This is a genomic window from Pseudomonas sp. 7P_10.2_Bac1 (assembly GCF_025465935.1).
Classification (GTDB): Bacteria; Pseudomonadota; Gammaproteobacteria; order Pseudomonadales; family Pseudomonadaceae; genus Aquipseudomonas.
This window is the reverse complement of sequence record NZ_JANLNV010000064.1, coordinates 1-17,969: the sequence shown is the minus strand read 5'-3', so window position 1 is coordinate 17,969 and position 17,969 is coordinate 1. Positions and strand designations below refer to the sequence as shown.

The 17,969-nt window shown below is 60.0% G+C and carries 19 protein-coding genes; 7 read left to right on the top strand and 12 right to left on the bottom strand.

The window, feature by feature from the left end; all coding sequences use genetic code 11:
- Window positions 1-61 precede the first annotated feature (61 nt).
- From NTD86_RS13620 to NTD86_RS13605, 4 genes are all read left to right on the top strand, one after another.
- The gene (locus NTD86_RS13620; RefSeq protein ID WP_262203054.1) at window positions 62-952 is read left to right on the top strand and encodes an urea transporter; all 891 of its coding nucleotides are present in this window, start codon (window positions 62-64) and stop codon (window positions 950-952) included.
- A gap of 39 nt (window positions 953-991) precedes the next feature.
- Complete coding sequence (locus NTD86_RS13615; protein WP_262202985.1) at window positions 992-1,813, top strand: ion transporter; 822 nt, start codon at window positions 992-994, stop codon at window positions 1,811-1,813.
- 93 nt (window positions 1,814-1,906) lie between these two features.
- Window positions 1,907-2,908 (top strand): sulfate ABC transporter substrate-binding protein, encoded by a 1,002-nt coding sequence (locus NTD86_RS13610; protein ID WP_262202984.1) that lies wholly within the window; start codon window positions 1,907-1,909, stop codon window positions 2,906-2,908.
- Between the two features lie 169 nt (window positions 2,909-3,077).
- The gene (locus tag NTD86_RS13605; RefSeq protein ID WP_262202982.1) at window positions 3,078-5,015 is read left to right on the top strand and encodes a DNA topoisomerase III; all 1,938 of its coding nucleotides are present in this window, start codon (window positions 3,078-3,080) and stop codon (window positions 5,013-5,015) included.
- Here NTD86_RS13605 and NTD86_RS13600 read toward each other — a convergent pair.
- From NTD86_RS13600 to ccmA, 11 genes are all read right to left on the bottom strand, one after another.
- On the bottom strand, window positions 5,012-5,854 hold the full coding sequence (locus NTD86_RS13600) for a PhzF family phenazine biosynthesis protein (protein ID WP_262202981.1): 843 nt from the start codon (window positions 5,852-5,854) through the stop codon (window positions 5,012-5,014). The genes NTD86_RS13605 and NTD86_RS13600 overlap by 4 nt on opposite strands.
- 319 nt (window positions 5,855-6,173) lie before the next feature.
- A complete protein-coding gene (locus NTD86_RS13595; protein ID WP_262202979.1) occupies window positions 6,174-6,569 on the bottom strand; it encodes a hypothetical protein in 396 nt (131 codons plus the stop codon).
- 133 nt (window positions 6,570-6,702) lie between these two features.
- On the bottom strand, window positions 6,703-7,905 hold the full coding sequence (gene ccmI, locus NTD86_RS13590) for a c-type cytochrome biogenesis protein CcmI (RefSeq protein WP_262202977.1): 1,203 nt from the start codon (window positions 7,903-7,905) through the stop codon (window positions 6,703-6,705).
- Entirely contained in the window at window positions 7,898-8,374 is a 477-nt protein-coding gene (locus tag NTD86_RS13585) for a cytochrome c-type biogenesis protein (RefSeq protein WP_262202976.1), read from the bottom strand. Before NTD86_RS13585 ends, ccmI begins: the two co-directional genes overlap by 8 nt.
- Window positions 8,371-8,907, bottom strand: a complete 537-nt coding sequence (locus tag NTD86_RS13580) for a DsbE family thiol:disulfide interchange protein (RefSeq protein WP_262202975.1) — start codon at window positions 8,905-8,907, stop codon at window positions 8,371-8,373. Before NTD86_RS13580 ends, NTD86_RS13585 begins: the two co-directional genes overlap by 4 nt.
- A complete protein-coding gene (locus tag NTD86_RS13575; RefSeq protein WP_262202973.1) occupies window positions 8,904-10,892 on the bottom strand; it encodes a heme lyase CcmF/NrfE family subunit in 1,989 nt (662 codons plus the stop codon). Before NTD86_RS13575 ends, NTD86_RS13580 begins: the two co-directional genes overlap by 4 nt.
- Window positions 10,892-11,350 (bottom strand): cytochrome c maturation protein CcmE, encoded by a 459-nt coding sequence (ccmE, locus tag NTD86_RS13570; RefSeq protein WP_262202971.1) that lies wholly within the window; start codon window positions 11,348-11,350, stop codon window positions 10,892-10,894. The genes NTD86_RS13575 and ccmE overlap by 1 nt, the downstream gene beginning before the upstream one ends.
- A complete protein-coding gene (gene ccmD / locus NTD86_RS13565) occupies window positions 11,347-11,523 on the bottom strand; it encodes a heme exporter protein CcmD (protein ID WP_262202969.1) in 177 nt (58 codons plus the stop codon). The genes ccmE and ccmD overlap by 4 nt, the downstream gene beginning before the upstream one ends.
- Window positions 11,520-12,278 carry a heme ABC transporter permease gene (locus NTD86_RS13560; protein ID WP_262202968.1) on the bottom strand — a complete coding sequence of 253 codons (759 nt, stop codon included), beginning with the start codon at window positions 12,276-12,278 and terminating at the stop codon, window positions 11,520-11,522. Before NTD86_RS13560 ends, ccmD begins: the two co-directional genes overlap by 4 nt.
- Window positions 12,279-12,369: 91 nt before the next feature.
- Entirely contained in the window at window positions 12,370-13,038 is a 669-nt protein-coding gene (ccmB, locus tag NTD86_RS13555) for a heme exporter protein CcmB (RefSeq protein ID WP_262202966.1), read from the bottom strand.
- Entirely contained in the window at window positions 13,035-13,670 is a 636-nt protein-coding gene (gene ccmA / locus NTD86_RS13550; protein WP_262203052.1) for a cytochrome c biogenesis heme-transporting ATPase CcmA, read from the bottom strand. The genes ccmB and ccmA overlap by 4 nt, the downstream gene beginning before the upstream one ends.
- Window positions 13,671-13,861: 191 nt before the next feature.
- On the opposite strand from ccmA, the gene NTD86_RS13545 reads away from it, so the two are divergent.
- Together NTD86_RS13545 and NTD86_RS13540 are read left to right on the top strand one after the other, a co-directional pair.
- The gene (locus tag NTD86_RS13545) at window positions 13,862-15,433 is read left to right on the top strand and encodes a flagellar hook-length control protein FliK (RefSeq protein ID WP_262202964.1); all 1,572 of its coding nucleotides are present in this window, start codon (window positions 13,862-13,864) and stop codon (window positions 15,431-15,433) included.
- The gene (locus NTD86_RS13540) at window positions 15,430-15,765 is read left to right on the top strand and encodes an EscU/YscU/HrcU family type III secretion system export apparatus switch protein (RefSeq protein WP_262202962.1); all 336 of its coding nucleotides are present in this window, start codon (window positions 15,430-15,432) and stop codon (window positions 15,763-15,765) included. The genes NTD86_RS13545 and NTD86_RS13540 overlap by 4 nt, the downstream gene beginning before the upstream one ends.
- A 78-nt stretch (window positions 15,766-15,843) precedes the next feature.
- Here the strand turns inward: NTD86_RS13540 and NTD86_RS13535 are convergent, their stop codons facing one another.
- Window positions 15,844-16,704: an NmrA family NAD(P)-binding protein gene (locus NTD86_RS13535; protein WP_262202960.1), complete on the bottom strand. Its 861-nt coding sequence runs from the start codon at window positions 16,702-16,704 to the stop codon at window positions 15,844-15,846.
- Window positions 16,705-16,816: 112 nt separating this feature from the next.
- Between NTD86_RS13535 and NTD86_RS13530 the strand changes: the two genes are divergently transcribed.
- Window positions 16,817-17,719, top strand: coding sequence for a LysR family transcriptional regulator (locus tag NTD86_RS13530; protein WP_262202957.1), 903 nt, complete (start codon window positions 16,817-16,819; stop codon window positions 17,717-17,719).
- The last annotated feature ends 250 nt before the right edge of the window (window positions 17,720-17,969 follow it).

Sequence of the window (17,969 nt, the reverse complement as noted above, 5' to 3'; positions counted from 1 at the left end):
CGGTGTCGATAGCGTGGTCCCTGCGGGGCATTTGTTCATCCTCAAAAAAGTTGAATGCGCCATGACTCATTGCTCCGACTGGGCCACGGCCCTGTGCAATGGTTTCAGCCAAATCTTCCTGCAACGTCATCCGCTCTGCGGCGTGCTGTGCCTGCTGGCTATTGTCGTCAGCGCACCGGCGCTGCTCGGCGGGGCGTTGCTCGGTGCGGTTGCAGGCTTGCTGACCGCGCAACGTCGCGGCTATGCCAAAACTGAACGTCAGGCCGGGCTCTACAGCTACAACGGTGTACTGCTGGGGCTGCTGCTGAGCCATCAACTGCCGTGGTCAGCCATGCTGCCACTGCTAATCATCGCCAGCGCCGGGCTCAGCAGCATGGTGGTCCATCAATGGCTCAAGCGTGCCACTCATCCCCACAGCCTGATGATTTACACCGCGCCCTTTGTCGCCATCGGCTGGGTGCTGCTCTGCCTGCAAGGAACGCCGGAGTACAGCGTTGAGCCGTACCCCCTCAACGCCTGGACGTTGCTGCAAGCCCTGTTCAAAGGGATCAGCCAAGCCATGCTGCTGAACCACCCCATCGCTGGGCTGCTGATTGTCATCGGCTTGTGCCTGAGCCACTGGCGGTCGGCCCTATGGGCGCTGACCGGCTCACTGGCGGGGCTGCTATGGAGCCTCTACCAACAAGACACCGGCGCCGCACTCAACGGGCTGGCGGGCTACAACCCGGCGCTGGCAGCATTGGCCTTGAGCCAGCAAGGGAGTCGGATCTGCAAACCATTGCTGGGCATCGTCGTGACCTTGGCGCTAGCGCCAGGCTTGAGTGCGCTGGGGTTGCCTCTGCTAACCGCGCCCTTTGTGCTCGGCTGCTGGCTTATCGGGGGCAGTGCTCGTCTATCAAGCCGCAAGAGCGCTGCCAGCGAAGCGCAAAGCAGGTTGCGCATCGAGCGCTAATACCCGAATCTTCTGTGTTTTGGGTATCGAGCAACCGACATGAAGAATCAGGATTGGCGTCAGCGCCTGTACGTGATGGTGTTTCAGTCCGACACACCTGCCGGGCGCCGTTTCGACACCACCCTGCTGCTGATCATCATGGCGAGCCTGGTGGTGGTCATTCTCGACAGCATCAACAGTATTCACCTTAAATACGGCGATCTGCTGGCCTACATCGAATGGGGCTTCACCTTTGTGTTTGCCGTCGAATACGGCCTGCGCCTGTACTGCTCGCCCAAACCCCTGCGCTACGCGTTCAGCTTCTATGGGCTGGTGGACTTGCTCGCCATCGTGCCGGGCATTCTGGCGATTTATTACAGCGACGCGCAGTACCTGTTGATTATTCGCGTCATCCGCATGCTACGGATCTTCCGGATCCTCAAACTGTTGCCCTACTTGAGCCAGGCCAATTACCTGCTCTCGGCCTTACGCGGCAGCAAACAGAAAATCATCGTGTTCCTGGTTGGGGTTTCTACTCTGGTTACCGTGTTCGGCACCTTGATGTACGTGGTCGAAGGCCCGGATCACGGTTTTACCAGCATCCCGGTCAGCATCTATTGGGCCATCGTGACCCTGACCACCGTCGGCTATGGCGACATCGTCCCGCAGACCATTCCCGGGCAAGTCATCTCGGCCATGGTCATGATCACCGGCTACTCAATCATTGCCGTACCCACCGGTATTTTCACCGCCGAACTGGCCAACGCCATGCGCGGCGAGCAGTTGGACCACACCTGTACCACCTGCAAGAAAGCCCAACACGAGGCCTCGGCGTCTTTTTGTTCTCGGTGTGGTAATGCGCTGTTCGTCAAAAACGTATAAACAAAGTGCTTTTTAATCTTTTAAGGACTATGCAGCACCCGCTATAGTCGCTGGCATATTGCCTCTTTTGCCCCCTATAACAAGGAATACGCAGTGAAAAAACTCTTTAGCGCCTCCTTACTGGTCGCAGGTCTTGCACTCAGCAGCCTGGCCCACGCCGACAACAAACCGTTGCTGAACGTGTCTTATGACGTGATGCGCGACTTCTATAAAGACTACAACCCTGCGTTCCAAAAGCACTGGGAAAAAGAGCATAAAGAAAAGCAGCCTGTGCAGATGTCCTTCGGCGGCTCGAGCAAACAGGCCCGTGCAGTGATCGACGGCCTGCAGGCTGATGTGATCACCATGAACATGGCCACCGACATCAACGCCCTCGCCGACAACGGCAAGCTGGTCCCTGAAAACTGGGTCACCCGCCTGCCGGACAACAGTGCGCCGTTCACTTCGGCCACCGTATTTATCGTGCGCAAGGGCAACCCGAAAGGTCTGAACGACTGGCCAGACCTGCTCAAGGACGGCGTACAAGTGATCGTGCCTAACCCGAAAACCTCGGGTAACGGCCGCTACACCTTCCTCTCGGCCTGGGGCTATGCGCAAAAACACGGCGCCGACGAAGAAAAAGCCAAAGAGTTTGTTGGCAAACTGTTCAAGCAAGCGCCCGTGCTGGATACCGGCGGCCGTGCCGCGACCACCACGTTCATGACCAACCAGATCGGCGACGTGCTGGTGACCTTCGAAAACGAAGCCGAAATGATTGCCCGCGAGTTTGGTCGTGACCAGTTCGAAGTGATCTACCCAAGCGTTTCCGCCGAAGCCGAACCGCCGGTTACCGTGGTCGACAAAGTTGTCGACAAAAAAGGCACCCGTGCTGTCGCCGAGGAATACCTGAAGTTCCTGTGGTCGCCTGAAGGCCAGGAAATTGCCGCGAAAAACTACCTGCGCCCGCGCGACCAGGCGATCTTGGCCAAATACAACGACCGTTTCCCGAAAGTCGACTTCCTGTCGGTTGAGAAAACCTTCGGCGACTGGCGTGAAGTGCAGAAAAAATACTTCAGCGATGGCGGCGTATTCGATCAAATTTACAGCGGTCAATAACCCCATCCCCGCGTAGGAGCGAGCTTGCCTCGCGATCTTTTGACGTTCTAAAAGCTCGCGAAGCAAGCCCGCCCTCACCACCTGTACAAAAACACAGTAAAAACGCTTGATCTCCAGCCAATGACTGCCCATGCTGCAGCTCTTCTGCGATGCATGAATGAGTGGAGCTATGCGGCTGTTTCTGTGTGAAAAACCTTCCCAGGCCAAAGATATTGCGGCCGTGCTCGGCGCCAGCCGACGCGGTGATGGCTGCTGGGTGGGCCCCAATGCAACTGTCACCTGGTGCATTGGCCACCTGCTCGAAACCGCCCCGCCAGACGCCTACGACGAGCGCTACAAGCGCTGGGTGCTGGCCGACCTGCCGATCATCCCGGAAAAATGGAAGATGCGGGTCAAGCCTAAAACTGCCAGCCAATTCAAAGCCGTCAAACGCCTGCTCGGTGAAGCCAGTGAACTGGTGATTGCCACCGACGCCGACCGCGAAGGCGAAATGATCGCCCGCGAACTGGTCGAGCATTGCCGCTATCGCGGGCCCATTCAGCGCCTGTGGCTGTCCGCACTGGACGACGCCTCCATTCGCAAGGCCCTGGCGGCACTCAAGCCCGGCGCCGAAACCTTTAACCTCTACCATTCGGCCTTGGGCCGCTCGCGGGCTGACTGGTTGATCGGCATGAACATGAGCCGCCTGTTCACTCTGCTCGGGCGCCAGTCCGGCTATCAGGGCGTGCTGCCGGTTGGCCGGGTGCAAACCCCGACGCTGCGCCTGGTGGTCGACCGTGATCGCAGCATCAGCGACTTTGTGCCGGTGGCATATTGGGCGATTGACGTGCAGCTCAAGCACGATGCCCAACTGTTCACCGCGCAATGGCGGGCCGATCCCGACACCTGTGACGACCAGGACCGTTGCCTCAACCAGCCGCACGCGCAACAGGCTTGCGCCGCAATCAGCAACGCCAGCCACGCGCGAGTCACCAAACTGCACACCGAGCGCATGCGTGAAGTCGCACCCTTGCCCTTCGACCTCGGCACCCTGCAAGAGGTGTGTTCCAAAAAGCTCGGCCTTGGTGCGCAAGAAACCCTCGACGTCGCCCAGGCACTGTACGAAACCTACAAGGTTGTGACCTACCCGCGCAGTGATTGCGGCTATTTGCCTCTGAGCCAGCACAGCGAAGCCAGCGCCATTCTGGCTGCCTTGCGCCAGGCCGACCCAAGCCTTGCGCCGCTGGCCGAACACCTCGACCCCAAGCGCCGCTCACGGGCCTGGAACGATGCCAAGGTCAGCGCCCACCACGGCATCATCCCCACGGCGGCGGCAAAGAACCTCGAACGCCTTAGCGGCAAGCACCGCGCGGTGTACACCTTGATTCGCGCACGCTATCTGGCGCAGTTTCTGCCCAACCATGAATACGACCGCACCCAGGCCGACTTCGATTGTGCAGGCCAGCACCTGCGCGCTGTCGGTAAACAAATCGTCGAGCCCGGCTGGAAGCGAGCCCTGCCCGAAGCACTGGCCCCGGCCAAAGGGCGCGAAGCCCCGGCCCCGCAACCCTTGCCCGCCTTGCGCGAAGGGCTCGACTGCGCCGTGGCCAACGTCAACCTCAAAGACCTGTGGACCCAGCCACCCAAGCCGTTCACCGAAGGCGACCTGATCAAGGCAATGAAAAACGTCGCCAAACTGGTCCAGGACCCGCGACTCAAACAAAAGCTCAAAGACACCACCGGCATCGGTACCGAAGCCACCCGCGCCGGGATCATCCAAGGCCTGATCGATCGCGGCTACCTGATCAAAAACGGCAAGGCGCTGGCCGCCACGCCACCGGCGTTCAGCCTGATCGACGCTGTGCCCCGAGCCATCGCAGACCCCGGTACCACCGCCATCTGGGAACAGGCATTGGACATGGTGCAAAGTGGCGAAATGTCTCTGGAGATCTTCGTCGCCAAACAGGCCGCATGGATGAGCAAGCACATTGAGCGCTGCAGCACCCTGAGCATGACCATCAGCGGCCCGGCCAGCCCGGCAGGGGTGGCACCGCCCTGGAAGAAAAAGCGCAAGAGCCCGGCCGGTAAAGCCAAACCCAAGCGCGTGACAAAAGCCAAAAGCGCTTAAAGATTAACCGTCCCCGAAATACAGGTCAGCGCGGCACCGCCGACCCAGATTTCCTGGCCAACCTGCTCGACGAATACCCGCCCTGCCCGGCCCATGGCCGTGCCCTGGCTAGCCACATAGCGTGAAGGGGCCAGGCCGTCGGCGATCAACCATTGCGCCAACCCGGCGTTCAAACTGCCGGTGACCGGATCTTCCTGCATCCCGTCACCTGCCAGAAACGCACGGACTTCAAACTGCGCCTCATTGCCATCGCGCTCAGGAGCCCAGGGCGCGACCACCCCTATGGCCAGGCCGCGTAACTGTGAGTAATCGGGTTTCAACGCCAGCACTTGCTCGCGATCAGCCAACAGCAAGGCCAGCCAGCCTGGACCGTTATCCACCCAGCGCGCCTGCTGCACGTCGTTGAGCTCAACCCCCAAACCCTGGCATACGCGGTGCAATACAGCATCGTCAACCGGCCCGGACCGTAACAACGGCGGCGCGGTAAACGCCAATTGCCCAGCACTACGACGGACCCGGATCAAACCCAGCGCACACTCCTGAATAATCTCCTCACCTCGCGGCTGACCACCAGCTTCCAACCAGGCATGGCAACTGCCCAGCGTCGGATGCCCGGCAAAAGGCAACTCACGCAGCGTGGTAAAAATCCGCAGCCGATAATCCGCCTTGGGGTTTAGTGGCTTTAGTACAAAAGTGGTTTCACTGAGATTGGTCCAGCGCGCGAAATCGGCCATTTGCTCATCGCTCAAACCGTCGGCATTCAACACCACAGCTACCGGATTGCCCTTGAGGGCCACCGTGCTAAACACATCAACTTGCTTGAAATCGAAGAGGCTCATCGCGGATTCCTTGGATAGTGAGTGGGCCATCCTACCGCTATGCAGGCACTTTTTTAAAAACATCAAAACATCGCAGCCTGCGGCAGCTCTTATTGGTTCCTAAGGCCCTGTAGGAGCGAGCTCGCCTCGCGATCTTTTGATCTTGATCGGCTCTTGATTTAAGAGCCCCCCTTAAACCACGCAGGCCGAACACAGGTTTTGAGCAATGGCCCCTCACCCTAGCCCTCTCCCGAAGGAGAGGGAACCGATTGGGGGATGCTGAAGATACTCGGTGGCCTGCTTGCTGCGCGACAGCGCGGCGTCGGGGCAATCGATCGGGTTACTTGAACTGCCGGCTCAACCCCGGCGGTACGCCGCTGGTATCGGTTTCTTCCCACGGCCCGTTCGGGCTGATCCCACGGCTCCAGCCGTTGTCCCAGCGATAGTAGGTACGCTGGCGATAGAAGATGTTGCTCTGGTCATCCAGCACATACACACCCAAGCGGGCGTCCCAGTGGCTGGGGCCGCCCGGTGGCGGGGCGAAGGTGGCCGAGGTGCGCGGCAGCGGTTTGGGCGGCTGCGGGATAGGCATGTCCGGCAACGGCTTGTCCGAAGGCTGCGGCTGCGGAATCGGGCTGGGCGGCGTGGGGGACGTGGATTCGTAAGGTTGATGAACCGAGCAGGCACTCAGGCCAATGGCCAGACTAAGCAGGGTGATTCGAGCAAGTGCGGCCATAACGAGGTCTCGTGCAAGTAGTAAGGGCCTGTGGGGGCGGGCTTGCTCGCGATGGGATCGACAAGGTGTAACAGGCACACCCCTCGTTTGCATCGTGAGCAAGCCCGCTCCCACAGATCATGCCCTGACGAATTTATTTATCCGGGCTGTCGATTGTCAGCTGTTGCAGGGTTTGACTGCTGTTGGGCAGCGGTTTGCCGCGCCCTACCCATTCGCCAGCGGTCGGCTGGCCCGCACGGGAGATGCGCGCAACCAGTTGGACTTCAGGAAAGTTGGACAGTTTCAATTGCGGCATCATGGCATCAGCATCGCTCAGTTCCACGGTGATCGGCAGATCCGCCACTGTCACCCGCTTGACCGCCAACGGAGCTGGTGGGCCCGACACGGCGCGGGCGAAGATGAACACGCTGTCGCCGGGCAACACACTGGCTTTGACAGCATCAGCCAAATCGACGCTGACCCTGATCGACGCCTGTGCGGCAGGCACGGGGGCGTTTTCAACCTTGCCGCCACTGGCCAGCAATTGCCCACGGGCACGCTCGATACCGCCCTCCAGCGCTTCGCGAGACGGGTCACCAATCGGCAACTCATTGAGCAAGCGCTGCCAGTAATTAATGGCCTCCTGATAACGCTTGCCTTCAAATGCCGCGATGCCGAGCAGGCCAAGGCTGGACACTTCATTGGGATCGACCTTCAAGGCTTCGTCGGTCAAGGCCTGGGTCTTGTCGCTCCACTTTTTATCGTCAGCAAAGTACTGCGCCTGCGCCCACTGGCCCAGCAACTCCGGCTGGCGACCGGCCAGCGCCACGGCACGTTCAAACGCCTTGGCTGCCTGGGCCGCGCGGTTTTGCGCCATGTAGGCGCGGCCAAGGAAATACCAGCTCTCAGCCGAGTCCGGCTGCGCAGCGGCAGCCCGCTCCAGGCGCGAGATCATTTGTTCGAGTGACTGCGGCGGGGTTGCAAACTCCTGGGTCAGCTCAACCTTGTCACTGGCCCCAAAGTGCAGATAAAGCCCCACAGCCAGCACCGGCACCATAAAGGCGGCCAGAATCGGCAGCGCCTTGCCCAGGCTGGAAGTACGCCCCGGCGCCACACCTTCGGTGTCCGCCAACAGCTCACGGGCCGCTTCGTCGCGACCGGCCTCCAGTTGTTCGGCGTTCAACACACCTTCTTCGCGCTGGGCCTGCAATTGCGCCACGCGCTCTTGATACAAGGCCACGTTGAGGGCCGTGCGGTCTTCTTCGCGCTGGGCACGGCGACCGCGCAATACCGGGATCAGCAAAAAACTGAGGGCAATCAGTAGCAGCAAACCGGCTGCAAGCCAGAAATCAATCATCTTTGTTTTTATCCAGCAAGGTGGCGAGGCGCGCACGCTCCTCGGCAGAAAGAGTGTCTGAATCTTCGCCCTGCGTAGTACGACGTCGACGCCCGACAATCACCCCGATCACCACAATCCCGCCCACCAACAGGGCCAGCGGGCCAAACCACAGGATCACCGTCTTGCTGGTCAAGGCCGGCTTGTAGCGAACGAAGTCACCATAACGATCGACCATAAAGTCGATGATCTGCTGGTTGTCCTTGCCCTCACCCAGCATGCGGAAGATCTCGCGGCGCAGGTCGGTAGCAATCGGTGCGTTGGAATCAGCGAGGTCCTGATTCTGGCATTTGGGGCAACGCAGCTCCTGGGTCAGTTCGCGAAAGCGCGCGCGCTCTGCGTCATTGGCAAACTCATACGTGTCGATGGCCGCGTGGGCGATGCCGGTCACACTCAACCCCAGCACAACAGCCGCTAACCAGCGCTTCATGGCTTGGCCTCGTCGACCAGCGCCTGATACTTGCCGGCCAGTTGCTCACGCCACACGCGCTCGTCGATCACACCAACGAACTTGTGACGAATGATGCCCTGGCTATCGATCAGGAAAGTTTCCGGGGCGCCATATACGCCCAGGTTCAGGCCCAGCGAACCGGCTTCATCGTTGATGTCCAGCTGGTATGGGTTATGAAATTCCTTGAGCCACTTTTTTGCGTCCGCATTGACGTCCTTGTAGTTGACGCCATAAATCACCACGCCCTGCTCGGCCAGTTTGGTCAGTACCGGGTGCTCGACCTTGCACGAGATGCACCAGGTGGCCCAGACGTTGACCAGCGCCGGCTTGCCCTTGAGGTCGGCTTCGGTCAGGGTTTTATCGCCCTCGACCGACGGCAGGCTGAAGGCCGGGAACGGCTTGTCGATCAGGGTCGACGGCAACTCGGTCGGGTCCAGGTACAAGCCTTTGTACAGAAACCACGCCATGCCCAAAAACACCGCCAGCGGGACCAGCATTAGCCAGCGTCTCATGCTGTTTCTCCTTTCATGCCCAGCGCGTCACGCACACGGGTTTTGACCTTGACTCGATAACGTCGATCCAGCGCCGCCAGCAAACCGCCAAAACCGGTGAGCAAACCGCCCAGCCAGATCCAGCGCACAAACGGTTTAACGTGTACCCGCACCGCCCAGGCCCCCTCGCCCAGCGGTTCTCCCAGCGCTACATACAGATCGCGGGTGAAACCGGCGTCGATACCGGCCTCGGTCATCATCGAACTTTGCACCGTGTACAAACGTTTTTCCGGGTGCAGCACGCTCACTTGGTTGCCATTGCGCATCACCCGCACCGTGCCTTTGTCCGAGGTGTAGTTCGGCCCTTCAAAATGTTGGGCTCCGTCAAAAATGAACTGGTAACCGGCCAGTTCCATCGACTCGCCCGGCGCCAGGCGCAAATCGCGTTCGGCACTGTTCTGGCTCGACAACACCACGCCCAATGCGCACACCGCGATGCCCAGGTGCGCGATCTGCATGCCCCAATAACTGCGGGTCAGGCTGCGCATGCCTTTGATCAGGCCCTTGTGCCGAGTCTTGTCGCCAATGTCGCGCACTCCGGCCAGCAACACCCAGGCCGCCAGCATAAAGGTAGCGAGCACCGCCCAATTGAAGTCGCCGTAGGCCACACCGGCAATCACCGACAGTGCTGCGCTGCCCAGCAACACCGGGGTCAACATACCCAGCAGCCATTTGACCGGGGTGTCTTTCCAGCGCACCAGCACACCCACCGCCATGACCACCATCAGCAAGGCCATCAACGGGATGAACAGCGCATTGAAGTAGGGTGGGCCGACCGACATTTTCGCCCCGCTCATCGCGTCGACAATCAACGGGTACAAGGTGCCGAGCAGAATCATCGACGCCGCCACCACCAGGATCAGGTTATTGCCCAGCAGCAACGTCTCACGGGACCACAGATTGAAACCCACATGGCTTTTGACCACCGGCGCACGCAACGCAAACAGCGTCAGCGAGCCGCCCACCACAAACAGCAAGAAGATCAGGATAAACACGCCGCGCTCAGGGTCGGCGGCAAAGGCGTGCACCGAGGTCAGCACCCCGGAACGCACGAGGAACGTCCCGAGCAGGCTCAACGAGAACGCGGCAATGGCCAGCAACACCGTCCAGCTTTTGAACACACCGCGTTTTTCGGTGACCGCCAGCGAGTGAATCAGCGCCGTGCCGACCAGCCATGGCATAAACGACGCGTTTTCAACTGGGTCCCAGAACCACCAACCGCCCCAGCCAAGCTCGTAGTACGCCCACCACGAACCCAAGGTGATGCCGATCCCGAGAAACGCCCAGGCCACGATGGTCCACGGCCGTGACCAGCGCGCCCACGCGGCATCCAGCCGACCACCGAGCAAGGCAGCAATGGCAAAGGCAAAGGCCACCGAGAAACCGACGTACCCCATGTACAGCATCGGCGGGTGAACGATCAGGCCGATGTCTTGCAGCAGCGGGTTGAGGTCGTTGCCATTGGCAGGCATTTGCGGCAGCAGGCGTGCAAACGGGTTGGAGGTGAGGATCAGGAACAGCAAAAAGCCGACGCTGATCATGCCCATGATCGCCAGCACGCGGGCCAGCATCACTTGCGGCAACTGCCGCGAGAACACCGACACGGCGAAGGTCCAGCCGCCTAGAATCAACGCCCACAACAGCAACGAGCCTTCGTGGGCGCCCCACACGGCACTGAACTTGTAGTACCACGGCAACGCGCTGTTGGAGTTGCTGGCCACGTAGCGGACCGAAAAATCATCGGTCATGAAGGCATAGGTGAGGCAGCCGAAGGCAAACAGCAAAAAGGCAAACTGCCCCCAGGCCGCTGGCTGCGCCAGATTCATCCACAATTTGTCGCCACGCCAGGCGCCCAGCAGCGGGACGCTGGCCTGCACGATGGCAAAGCACAGCGCCAGAATCATGGCCAAGTGGCCCAATTCAGGAATAAACAGTCCAGACATCATCACTTAACCTCGTTAGCCGGTGCCGGGGCGGACTGGCCGCTCTCCTTCAGCGCCTTGGTCACCTCGGGCGGCATGTACTTCTCGTCATGCTTGGCCAGCACTTCGTCGGCCACCACTACGCCCTGGGCGTTGAGCTTGCCCAACGCAACAATGCCCTGCCCCTCGCGGAACAGGTCCGGCAAGATGCCGCGGTATTGAATGGTCACGTCCTTATTGAAGTCAGTGACCACAAATTCGACGTCCAGCGAATCGCCAGAGCGTTTCAGCGAGCCGTTCTGCACCATGCCGCCCGCACGGATTCGCGTGTCCAATGGAGCCTCGCCATTAGCGATCTGGGTCGGGGTATAGAACAGGTTGATATTCTGCTGCAGCGCACTCAGGGCCAACGCAACGGCCGCGCCGATGCCCACCAGAATTACCAGGATGATGATCAAACGTTTCTTACGCTGCGGATTCACTTGGAATTCTCCCGGCGCAAACGACGCGCCTCCTGTTGCAGATAACGCCGACGCGCCAGGATCGGCAGCGCCACGTTAAGCGCTAAAACCGCGAGGCAAATGCCATAGGCCGACCACACGAACAGGCCATGATGCCCCATGGCGACAAAATCGCTGAACGAAGTAAAACTCACCGCGAACCCTCCAGCGCTTTTAACACTTCTGCCTTGGCCCAACTGCTGCGGGCTTCTCGCTTGAGCACCTCAAGGCGCATGCGCAGCAACAGCACCGCGCCAAAAAAACAATAAAAACCCAGCACGGTGAGCAGCAACGGCAGCCACATTTGCACGGGCATCGCCGGTTTTTCAGTAAGGGTAAACGTCGCGCCCTGATGCAGGGTGTTCCACCACTGCACCGAGTACTTGATGATCGGGATGTTGATCACGCCGACAATCGCCAGCACGGCACAGGCCTTGGCTGCACTGTCACGATTGCTGATGGCATTGCCGAGGGCGATCAGGCCGAAGTACAGAAACAGCAGAATCAGCATGGAAGTCAGGCGCGCATCCCAGACCCACCACGAGCCCCAGGTCGGCTTGCCCCAGATAGCTCCGGTCACCAGCGCCACGGCGGTCATCCAGGCACCGATGGGCGCGGCGCATTGCAGGGCGACATCGGCGATTTTCATTTTCCAGACCAGCCCGACCACCCCGCACACGGCCAGCATCACATAGCATGACTGCGCCAACATGGCGGCTGGCACATGGATATAAATGATCCTGAAGCTGTTCCCTTGCTGGTAGTCCGGCGGCGCAAAGGCCAGGCCCCAGATCACGCCAGTCACCAACAGCAACCCGGCGGCGATGCTCAACCAGGGCAGCAAGCGGCTGCTGATGGCATAGAACCATTTGGGTGAGCCGAGTTTGTGAAACCAAGTCCAGTTCATCACGCTGTTTCCATCACGGTGCCTTGACGCAGCCTGTGTACGGCCTTATCAACGCGCGGGTCTTTACTGGCCCTGCTGGGCCAGACCTCATTATTCATTCGCCGACGCTGATCTTCAGGCCGGCCGCTATAGCAAAAGGTGTAAGCGTTACAGCCAGCACGGTCAGGCTACCGAGCCACAGCAGATAACCCGTCGCGGGCATGCCTTGCAAGGCCGCCTGCAACGCCCCGCTGCCCAGAATCAGCACCGGGATATACAAGGGCAGAATCAGCAACGCCAGCAGCAAGCCGCCGCGTTTAAGCCCCACGGTCAGCGCGGCACCTACAGCACCGAGCAAACTCAGCACCGGAGTACCGAGCAACAACGACAACAACAGCACCGGCAAACAGGCCACCGGCAATCCCAGCATCAGCGCCAGCAAGGGTGACAAAATCACCAGCGCCAGCCCGCAAAACGCCCAGTGTGCCAGCACCTTGGCCAACACCAGAAGCGCCAGCGGGTGCGGCGAAAGGACCCACTGTTCCAGTGAGCCGTCTTCAAAATCACTGCGAAACAGCCCGTCCAGCGAGAGCAAAACCGCTAACAGCGCCGCCACCCAGAGCAGTCCCGGAGACAAGGTTTGCAACAATTGAGACTCAGGGCCAACCGCCAGCGGGAACATCGCGATCACAATCGCAAAGAACACCAACGGATTGGCCAACTCGGCCGGGCGCCGAAACAACAAACGTGCCTCACGGGCCAGCAACGAAGCAAACACGCTCATACAGCCCAACGCCCCAAGTCGATATCGCGATAACCCGCCGGTGTGCGGGACAACGTATGGTGTGTGGTCAACACCACCATCCCGCCTCGCTCACAGTGGCTGGCCAAGTGTTCTTCAAGGGCCGCAACGCCTTGTTTATCGAGCGCGGTAAACGGCTCGTCGAGAATCCACAGCGCAGGGCTGTCCAGATGCAAACGGGCCAGGGCGACACGCCGCTGTTGCCCGGCCGACAAGGTGTGGCACGGCACATCCTCAAATCCCTGCAACCCCACGGCAGCCAGCGCCGCCCAAATCGCCTCTCGGCTCGCCGGGCGATGCAGGGCGCAGAGCCAAAGCAGGTTCTCTTCGGCCGTCAGCAAGTCCTTGATCCCGGCGGCATGACCAATCCACAGCAGGTTGCTGGCCAGCGCCGCACGCTGCTCGCTTAACCGTTGCCCGCTCAGCCGTACCTCGCCCTCGGTCGGCTGCATCAGGCCCGCCAACACACGCAGCAGGCTGGTCTTGCCGCTGCCGTTGGGGCCGCTGATCTGTAGCATGTCGCAGGGACTGAGTCGCAATTCGAGATTTTCAAATAACAGGCGACCGTCACGCTCACAGGTCAGCGATGCGGTTTCTAGAAGAGGGCTGGTCACGTAGTTGAGGCCTTCACGGTTCAAGTCGGCTCGGGCGTGGCCGTTAAAGTGATGCAGGATAGATGCATTTGCGGCCTGTTTAAGAGAGCTGGATCAAAGAATTGTGTTGTTTTTAAGCACCTTAAACGATGGGGCAGCATTATACATGCCATGTCCTACTCTAAAGAGGGCATATTCATAAGGTTGTAACAATGAAAAGCGACATGACTATTCCACCCATCCCACCTGCTGCGTCCAATCCCGTACGCCCAGGCGCAGTTGGCGGTGAAGTGCTCAAGTTGCTGCAACCGCTTGAGGGGCTGATCAGTCCTGGGCAAAGCGCCCAGGCGCAAGTCATGTCGCTTAAACAGGGCGATGCAGTGTTTCAGCTCCTGCTTAAACTGACCCTGGACAGCGGCCGCCAAACCAATGTCCAGGTCAGCAGCAACCAACCGTTGCCTCTGGGCACGTTATTGTCGGTGACACAACCCTCGCCCGGCAGCCTGGCGGTCAGCCTGCAACAAACCCTGAGCAGTAATGCCAATGCCCTCACCCGCCTTGATCCACAGCAACTGCCGGTGGGCACGCTGTTGCAAGGCAAAGTGCTGAGCACCCAGGTGTTACCGCAAGCGGGCGGACAGCCAACGCTGTATCGCTCGTTGGTCACCTTGATCAACAGCGCCTTGAGCGGCAGCACCCTGACCGTCGACAGTCCGCGACCTTTGCGCGTCGACAGTTTGCTGACCGCGCAAGTGCAAGGCAGCCAGACCCTGAACTTCGTGCCGCTGAGCGGCCGGCAAGACCAACTGGCGATTACCCAGCAACTGGCCGCCCAGCAAAGCCGTCAGGGCTCGCTCGACGGCTTGTTGAACGCCCTGCAGAAACTTGCGCCCAACCAGAGCCTGCCCGACCCCTTGCGCGCCTCTATCGACACGTTGTTGAGCGGTTTACCTACACCACAACAACTGAGCAACCCAGCCACACTCAGTAATGCCCTGCTCAACAGTGGCGCTTTTCTCGAAGCAAAACTGCTCGGTGGGCAGATGCAAACCCTGGCCCCCGACATGAAAGCCAGCTTATTGCGGCTGATTGCGCAGATCTTGCCCGGCGTCCCGGCCAACCCCAACTTCAACCCCGGTGTCGCCGCCAGCGCCCAGGCGCAAGCGCTGCCGACTTTTGTGCGTAATGCCTTGGGCATGCTGGGACAAGTCAGCGCCAAACCGCAACCCGGGGGTTTTCCGCTGCTGCCGCGCCTGCTGCAACGTGGCGAAGGCGAAGACAGCCTGGAAAACCTGCTCAAGCTCGCTGCCGCAGCCATTTCGCGCCTGCAAAGCCATCAATTGTCGAGCCTGGAACAAAGCGGGCGCACCGCAGACGGCAATCTGCTGACTACCTGGCAACTGGAAATCCCCTTGCGCAACGCCCACGACATCGTGCCGTTGCAGGTCAAGTTCCAGCGTGAAGATCCACCCGAGCAAAAGCCTGAAGACACACGCGAACACCGCGAAAGCAAGGATCAACTGTGGCGCGTTGAACTGGCCTTCGACCTGACTCCGCTGGGCCCGCTGCATGTGCAGGCGCAATTGCTGCGCGGCAACCTGTCCGGCCAGTTATGGGCACAACGCAGCGCCACCGCCGAACTGATCGCCAGCCAATTGGGCGAGCTGCGCCAACGGCTGAACGACGCGGGGCTGAGCGTGACCGATCTCGATTGCCATCAAGGCACCCCGCCCCACAATGGCCACACCCCCCTTGAACAACGCTGGGTCGACGAAACCGCATGAACACAGCTCCCGAGCCGCGCCAGGCGATTGCCCTCAAATACGATGGCCAACAAGCGCCCACCCTGACCGCCAAAGGCGACGACGCACTGGCCGAAGCAATCCTCTCGCTGGCCCGCGAATACGAAGTGCCTATTTATGAGAATGCTGAGCTGGTCAGATTATTGGCGCGCATGGAACTGGGTGACAGCATCCCCCAGGAGCTATACCGCACTCTGGCCGAAATCATTGCTTTTGCCTGGCACTTGAAAGGCAAATACCCGCAAGGTTTTGAGCCCCAGCCAGAGCCCGATGAGCGCGATATAACCCCGCACCAGGGCGAGCACACGCGGTGATAGCTGCGACTGCTGTGAGGCACGAAAGCTGCGATTTTTTGGTCTAGATAGCTCGCAGCCTTCGCTTTTTGTCACTGACTACGGAGTGTGAATCGACACACAGGCCTTGAGCACAGTCTCAAGCTCAACCTGGCCTTTGCGCGCAGTGCCTGCAAATTCAATCCAGCCTTCGTTGAAGCCGTCAATCATCTGCATCCGCGGCAACGGGTTGCGCATGCCTTGGGCGCTGAACAGCTCGTGCCAGTTGTCACGCGGCACCACGCTCATGCTCACGGGTTTGCCAAGCAACCGCGCAAAAGTCTCGGCAAGCTCATGGGGCGTGATGCGCCGGGGGCCTTCTAGCTCAACAATGCGCTGCCCTTGCCAGGTTTCCTGCAACAACTCGGCTGCCAGCCGGCCCACATCCGCCGTGGCAACCATCGGAACCGGCTTGTCCAACGGCTGCAGGAAGCTTGGGATCACCCCGCTCTCAATGGCCGGTGCGATATCCCACACCGAATTCTCCATAAACCAGCCCGGACGCAGAAAAGTGACCGGCATATCCAAGGTGCCCAGCGCTTGCTCCAACAGTTGCAACTGGTTCAGCAAATTGGGTTGTGTGGCCTGAGCACCAATGGTCGACAGGCACACCACCTTGCTCGGCCGGGCGCATTGCAATGCCTGGCGAATGTTATCGACCAACGCTCGCGCTTCAGGGAACCCCGGTGAAGGGTCGAAATTGGACGGCAGCATGATGAACACCGCCTCTGCCCCGCTAAACGCCTGCGCCATGGCCTGAGCATCGTCGACTTCAGCCAGCGCCACCTCACAGCCCTGTTGCGCCCAGCGCAGGCCTTTATCGGCACTGCGCACCACGGCCCGCACGGGCTGCCCGGCACTGAGCAAGGCCCGCGCAACCGCGCCACCCACTTTGCCGGTAATGCCTGTGACTGCGTACATACCCCTCTCCTCTGTTCATACGACGGCTGTCGTGTTGAGAGAAATTATCCAGCGCAGACACCTCGTTCTTCGATAGCATCAGTGTCAATGCATACATGACGAGAGATCACCAATGAGCTTTGATCCGGGGTTGGCCAGCGGCATGGGGGTGTTGAGCGCAGTGGTGGACAGTGGCAGTTTTGCCAAAGCCGCCGACAGCCTGGACATCACGCCCTCCGGGGTAAGCCGGGCGATCTCACGCCTGGAAAAACGTCTGGGCATTCGCCTGTTCGATCGCACCACGCGCTCGGTACAGTTGACCGATGAGGGCCGACGCTTCTATCAGGAAGTCGCCCCGCTGCTGGCCGGTCTTGAAGACGCGGCCAATTCGGCAGCGGACAGTGCGCTGACGGTACGCGGCCGCTTGCGGGTCAATATCGACCCTTACTTCTCAAGGCTAGTACTGGGCCCGGTGCTGGGTGAGTTCATGATTGATCACCCACAACTGCAACTGGATCTGCACACCAAAGACCAATTGGGCGACTTGGTCGCTGACGGCTTTGACCTGGCCATCCGCTTCGGCCACCCACAATCATCCTCACTGGTGGCGCGCAAGTTAATGGAAGTACGGGTACTGACCGTCGCCGCCCCCGCGTATTTCCAGCGCTATGGGCGCCCCGCTGTTCCGCAGGATCTTGAACACGGTCAGCACGTGTGCATCGACTTTCGCGACACACAGACTGGGCGGCCGTTTGCGTGGGAGTTTCATCGCGACGGGCAAATACTCATCGTGCCCACCAATGGCCGGTTGATCATCAATGACGCCAGTACTTTGTACAGCGTGTGCGAACACGGCCACGCGGTGGCGCAAATGCTCGATCTGGGGCTGGCGCCTGCGCTCAAAGATGGACGCTTGGTGGACCTGTTCCCGGAGTGGCCCGATGAGCGTTTTCCACTGTATGCGTTCTACCCGTCGCGGCATTTACCGGCGGCTAAAGTGCGGGCGTTTCTGGAGTTTGTGCAGGGTTTGTGTTGATTCACAGCATGGCTCGCGCCTTCGCGCTTCGCGCAGCAAATGAGCACCGAGAATCTTCCATATCCCGCAATCAGTCTCCTCTTCCTCTGGGAAAGGGCTCTTGATTTGAGGGTTTGTGTACATATCCGTTGCTGCGGCAACGGCCACTTAAGGTTACGGCCTTACGCCGTGAGCCCGCCTAAGGGCGAAACACGTAGATCGCCGTTGCGCATCCAATGGATATGTACGCCGGCGGCAATGTAAGAATAAC

Coding starts and splice junctions, on each gene's coding strand:
- NTD86_RS13620 (WP_262203054.1), top strand. CDS start 62: ATGACTCATTGCTCCGACTGGGCCACGGCCCTGTGCAATGGTTTCAGC.
- NTD86_RS13615 (WP_262202985.1), top strand. CDS start 992: ATGAAGAATCAGGATTGGCGTCAGCGCCTGTACGTGATGGTGTTTCAG.
- NTD86_RS13605 (WP_262202982.1), top strand. CDS start 3,078: ATGCGGCTGTTTCTGTGTGAAAAACCTTCCCAGGCCAAAGATATTGCG.
- NTD86_RS13600 (WP_262202981.1), bottom strand. CDS start 5,854: ATGAGCCTCTTCGATTTCAAGCAAGTTGATGTGTTTAGCACGGTGGCC.
- NTD86_RS13595 (WP_262202979.1), bottom strand. CDS start 6,569: ATGGCCGCACTTGCTCGAATCACCCTGCTTAGTCTGGCCATTGGCCTG.
- ccmI (WP_262202977.1), bottom strand. CDS start 7,905: ATGATTGATTTCTGGCTTGCAGCCGGTTTGCTGCTACTGATTGCCCTC.
- NTD86_RS13585 (WP_262202976.1), bottom strand. CDS start 8,374: ATGAAGCGCTGGTTAGCGGCTGTTGTGCTGGGGTTGAGTGTGACCGGC.
- NTD86_RS13580 (WP_262202975.1), bottom strand. CDS start 8,907: ATGAGACGCTGGCTAATGCTGGTCCCGCTGGCGGTGTTTTTGGGCATG.
- NTD86_RS13575 (WP_262202973.1), bottom strand. CDS start 10,892: ATGATGTCTGGACTGTTTATTCCTGAATTGGGCCACTTGGCCATGATT.
- ccmB (WP_262202966.1), bottom strand. CDS start 13,038: ATGAGCGTGTTTGCTTCGTTGCTGGCCCGTGAGGCACGTTTGTTGTTT.
- NTD86_RS13545 (WP_262202964.1), top strand. CDS start 13,862: ATGAAAAGCGACATGACTATTCCACCCATCCCACCTGCTGCGTCCAAT.
- NTD86_RS13540 (WP_262202962.1), top strand. CDS start 15,430: ATGAACACAGCTCCCGAGCCGCGCCAGGCGATTGCCCTCAAATACGAT.
- NTD86_RS13535 (WP_262202960.1), bottom strand. CDS start 16,704: ATGTACGCAGTCACAGGCATTACCGGCAAAGTGGGTGGCGCGGTTGCG.
- NTD86_RS13530 (WP_262202957.1), top strand. CDS start 16,817: ATGAGCTTTGATCCGGGGTTGGCCAGCGGCATGGGGGTGTTGAGCGCA.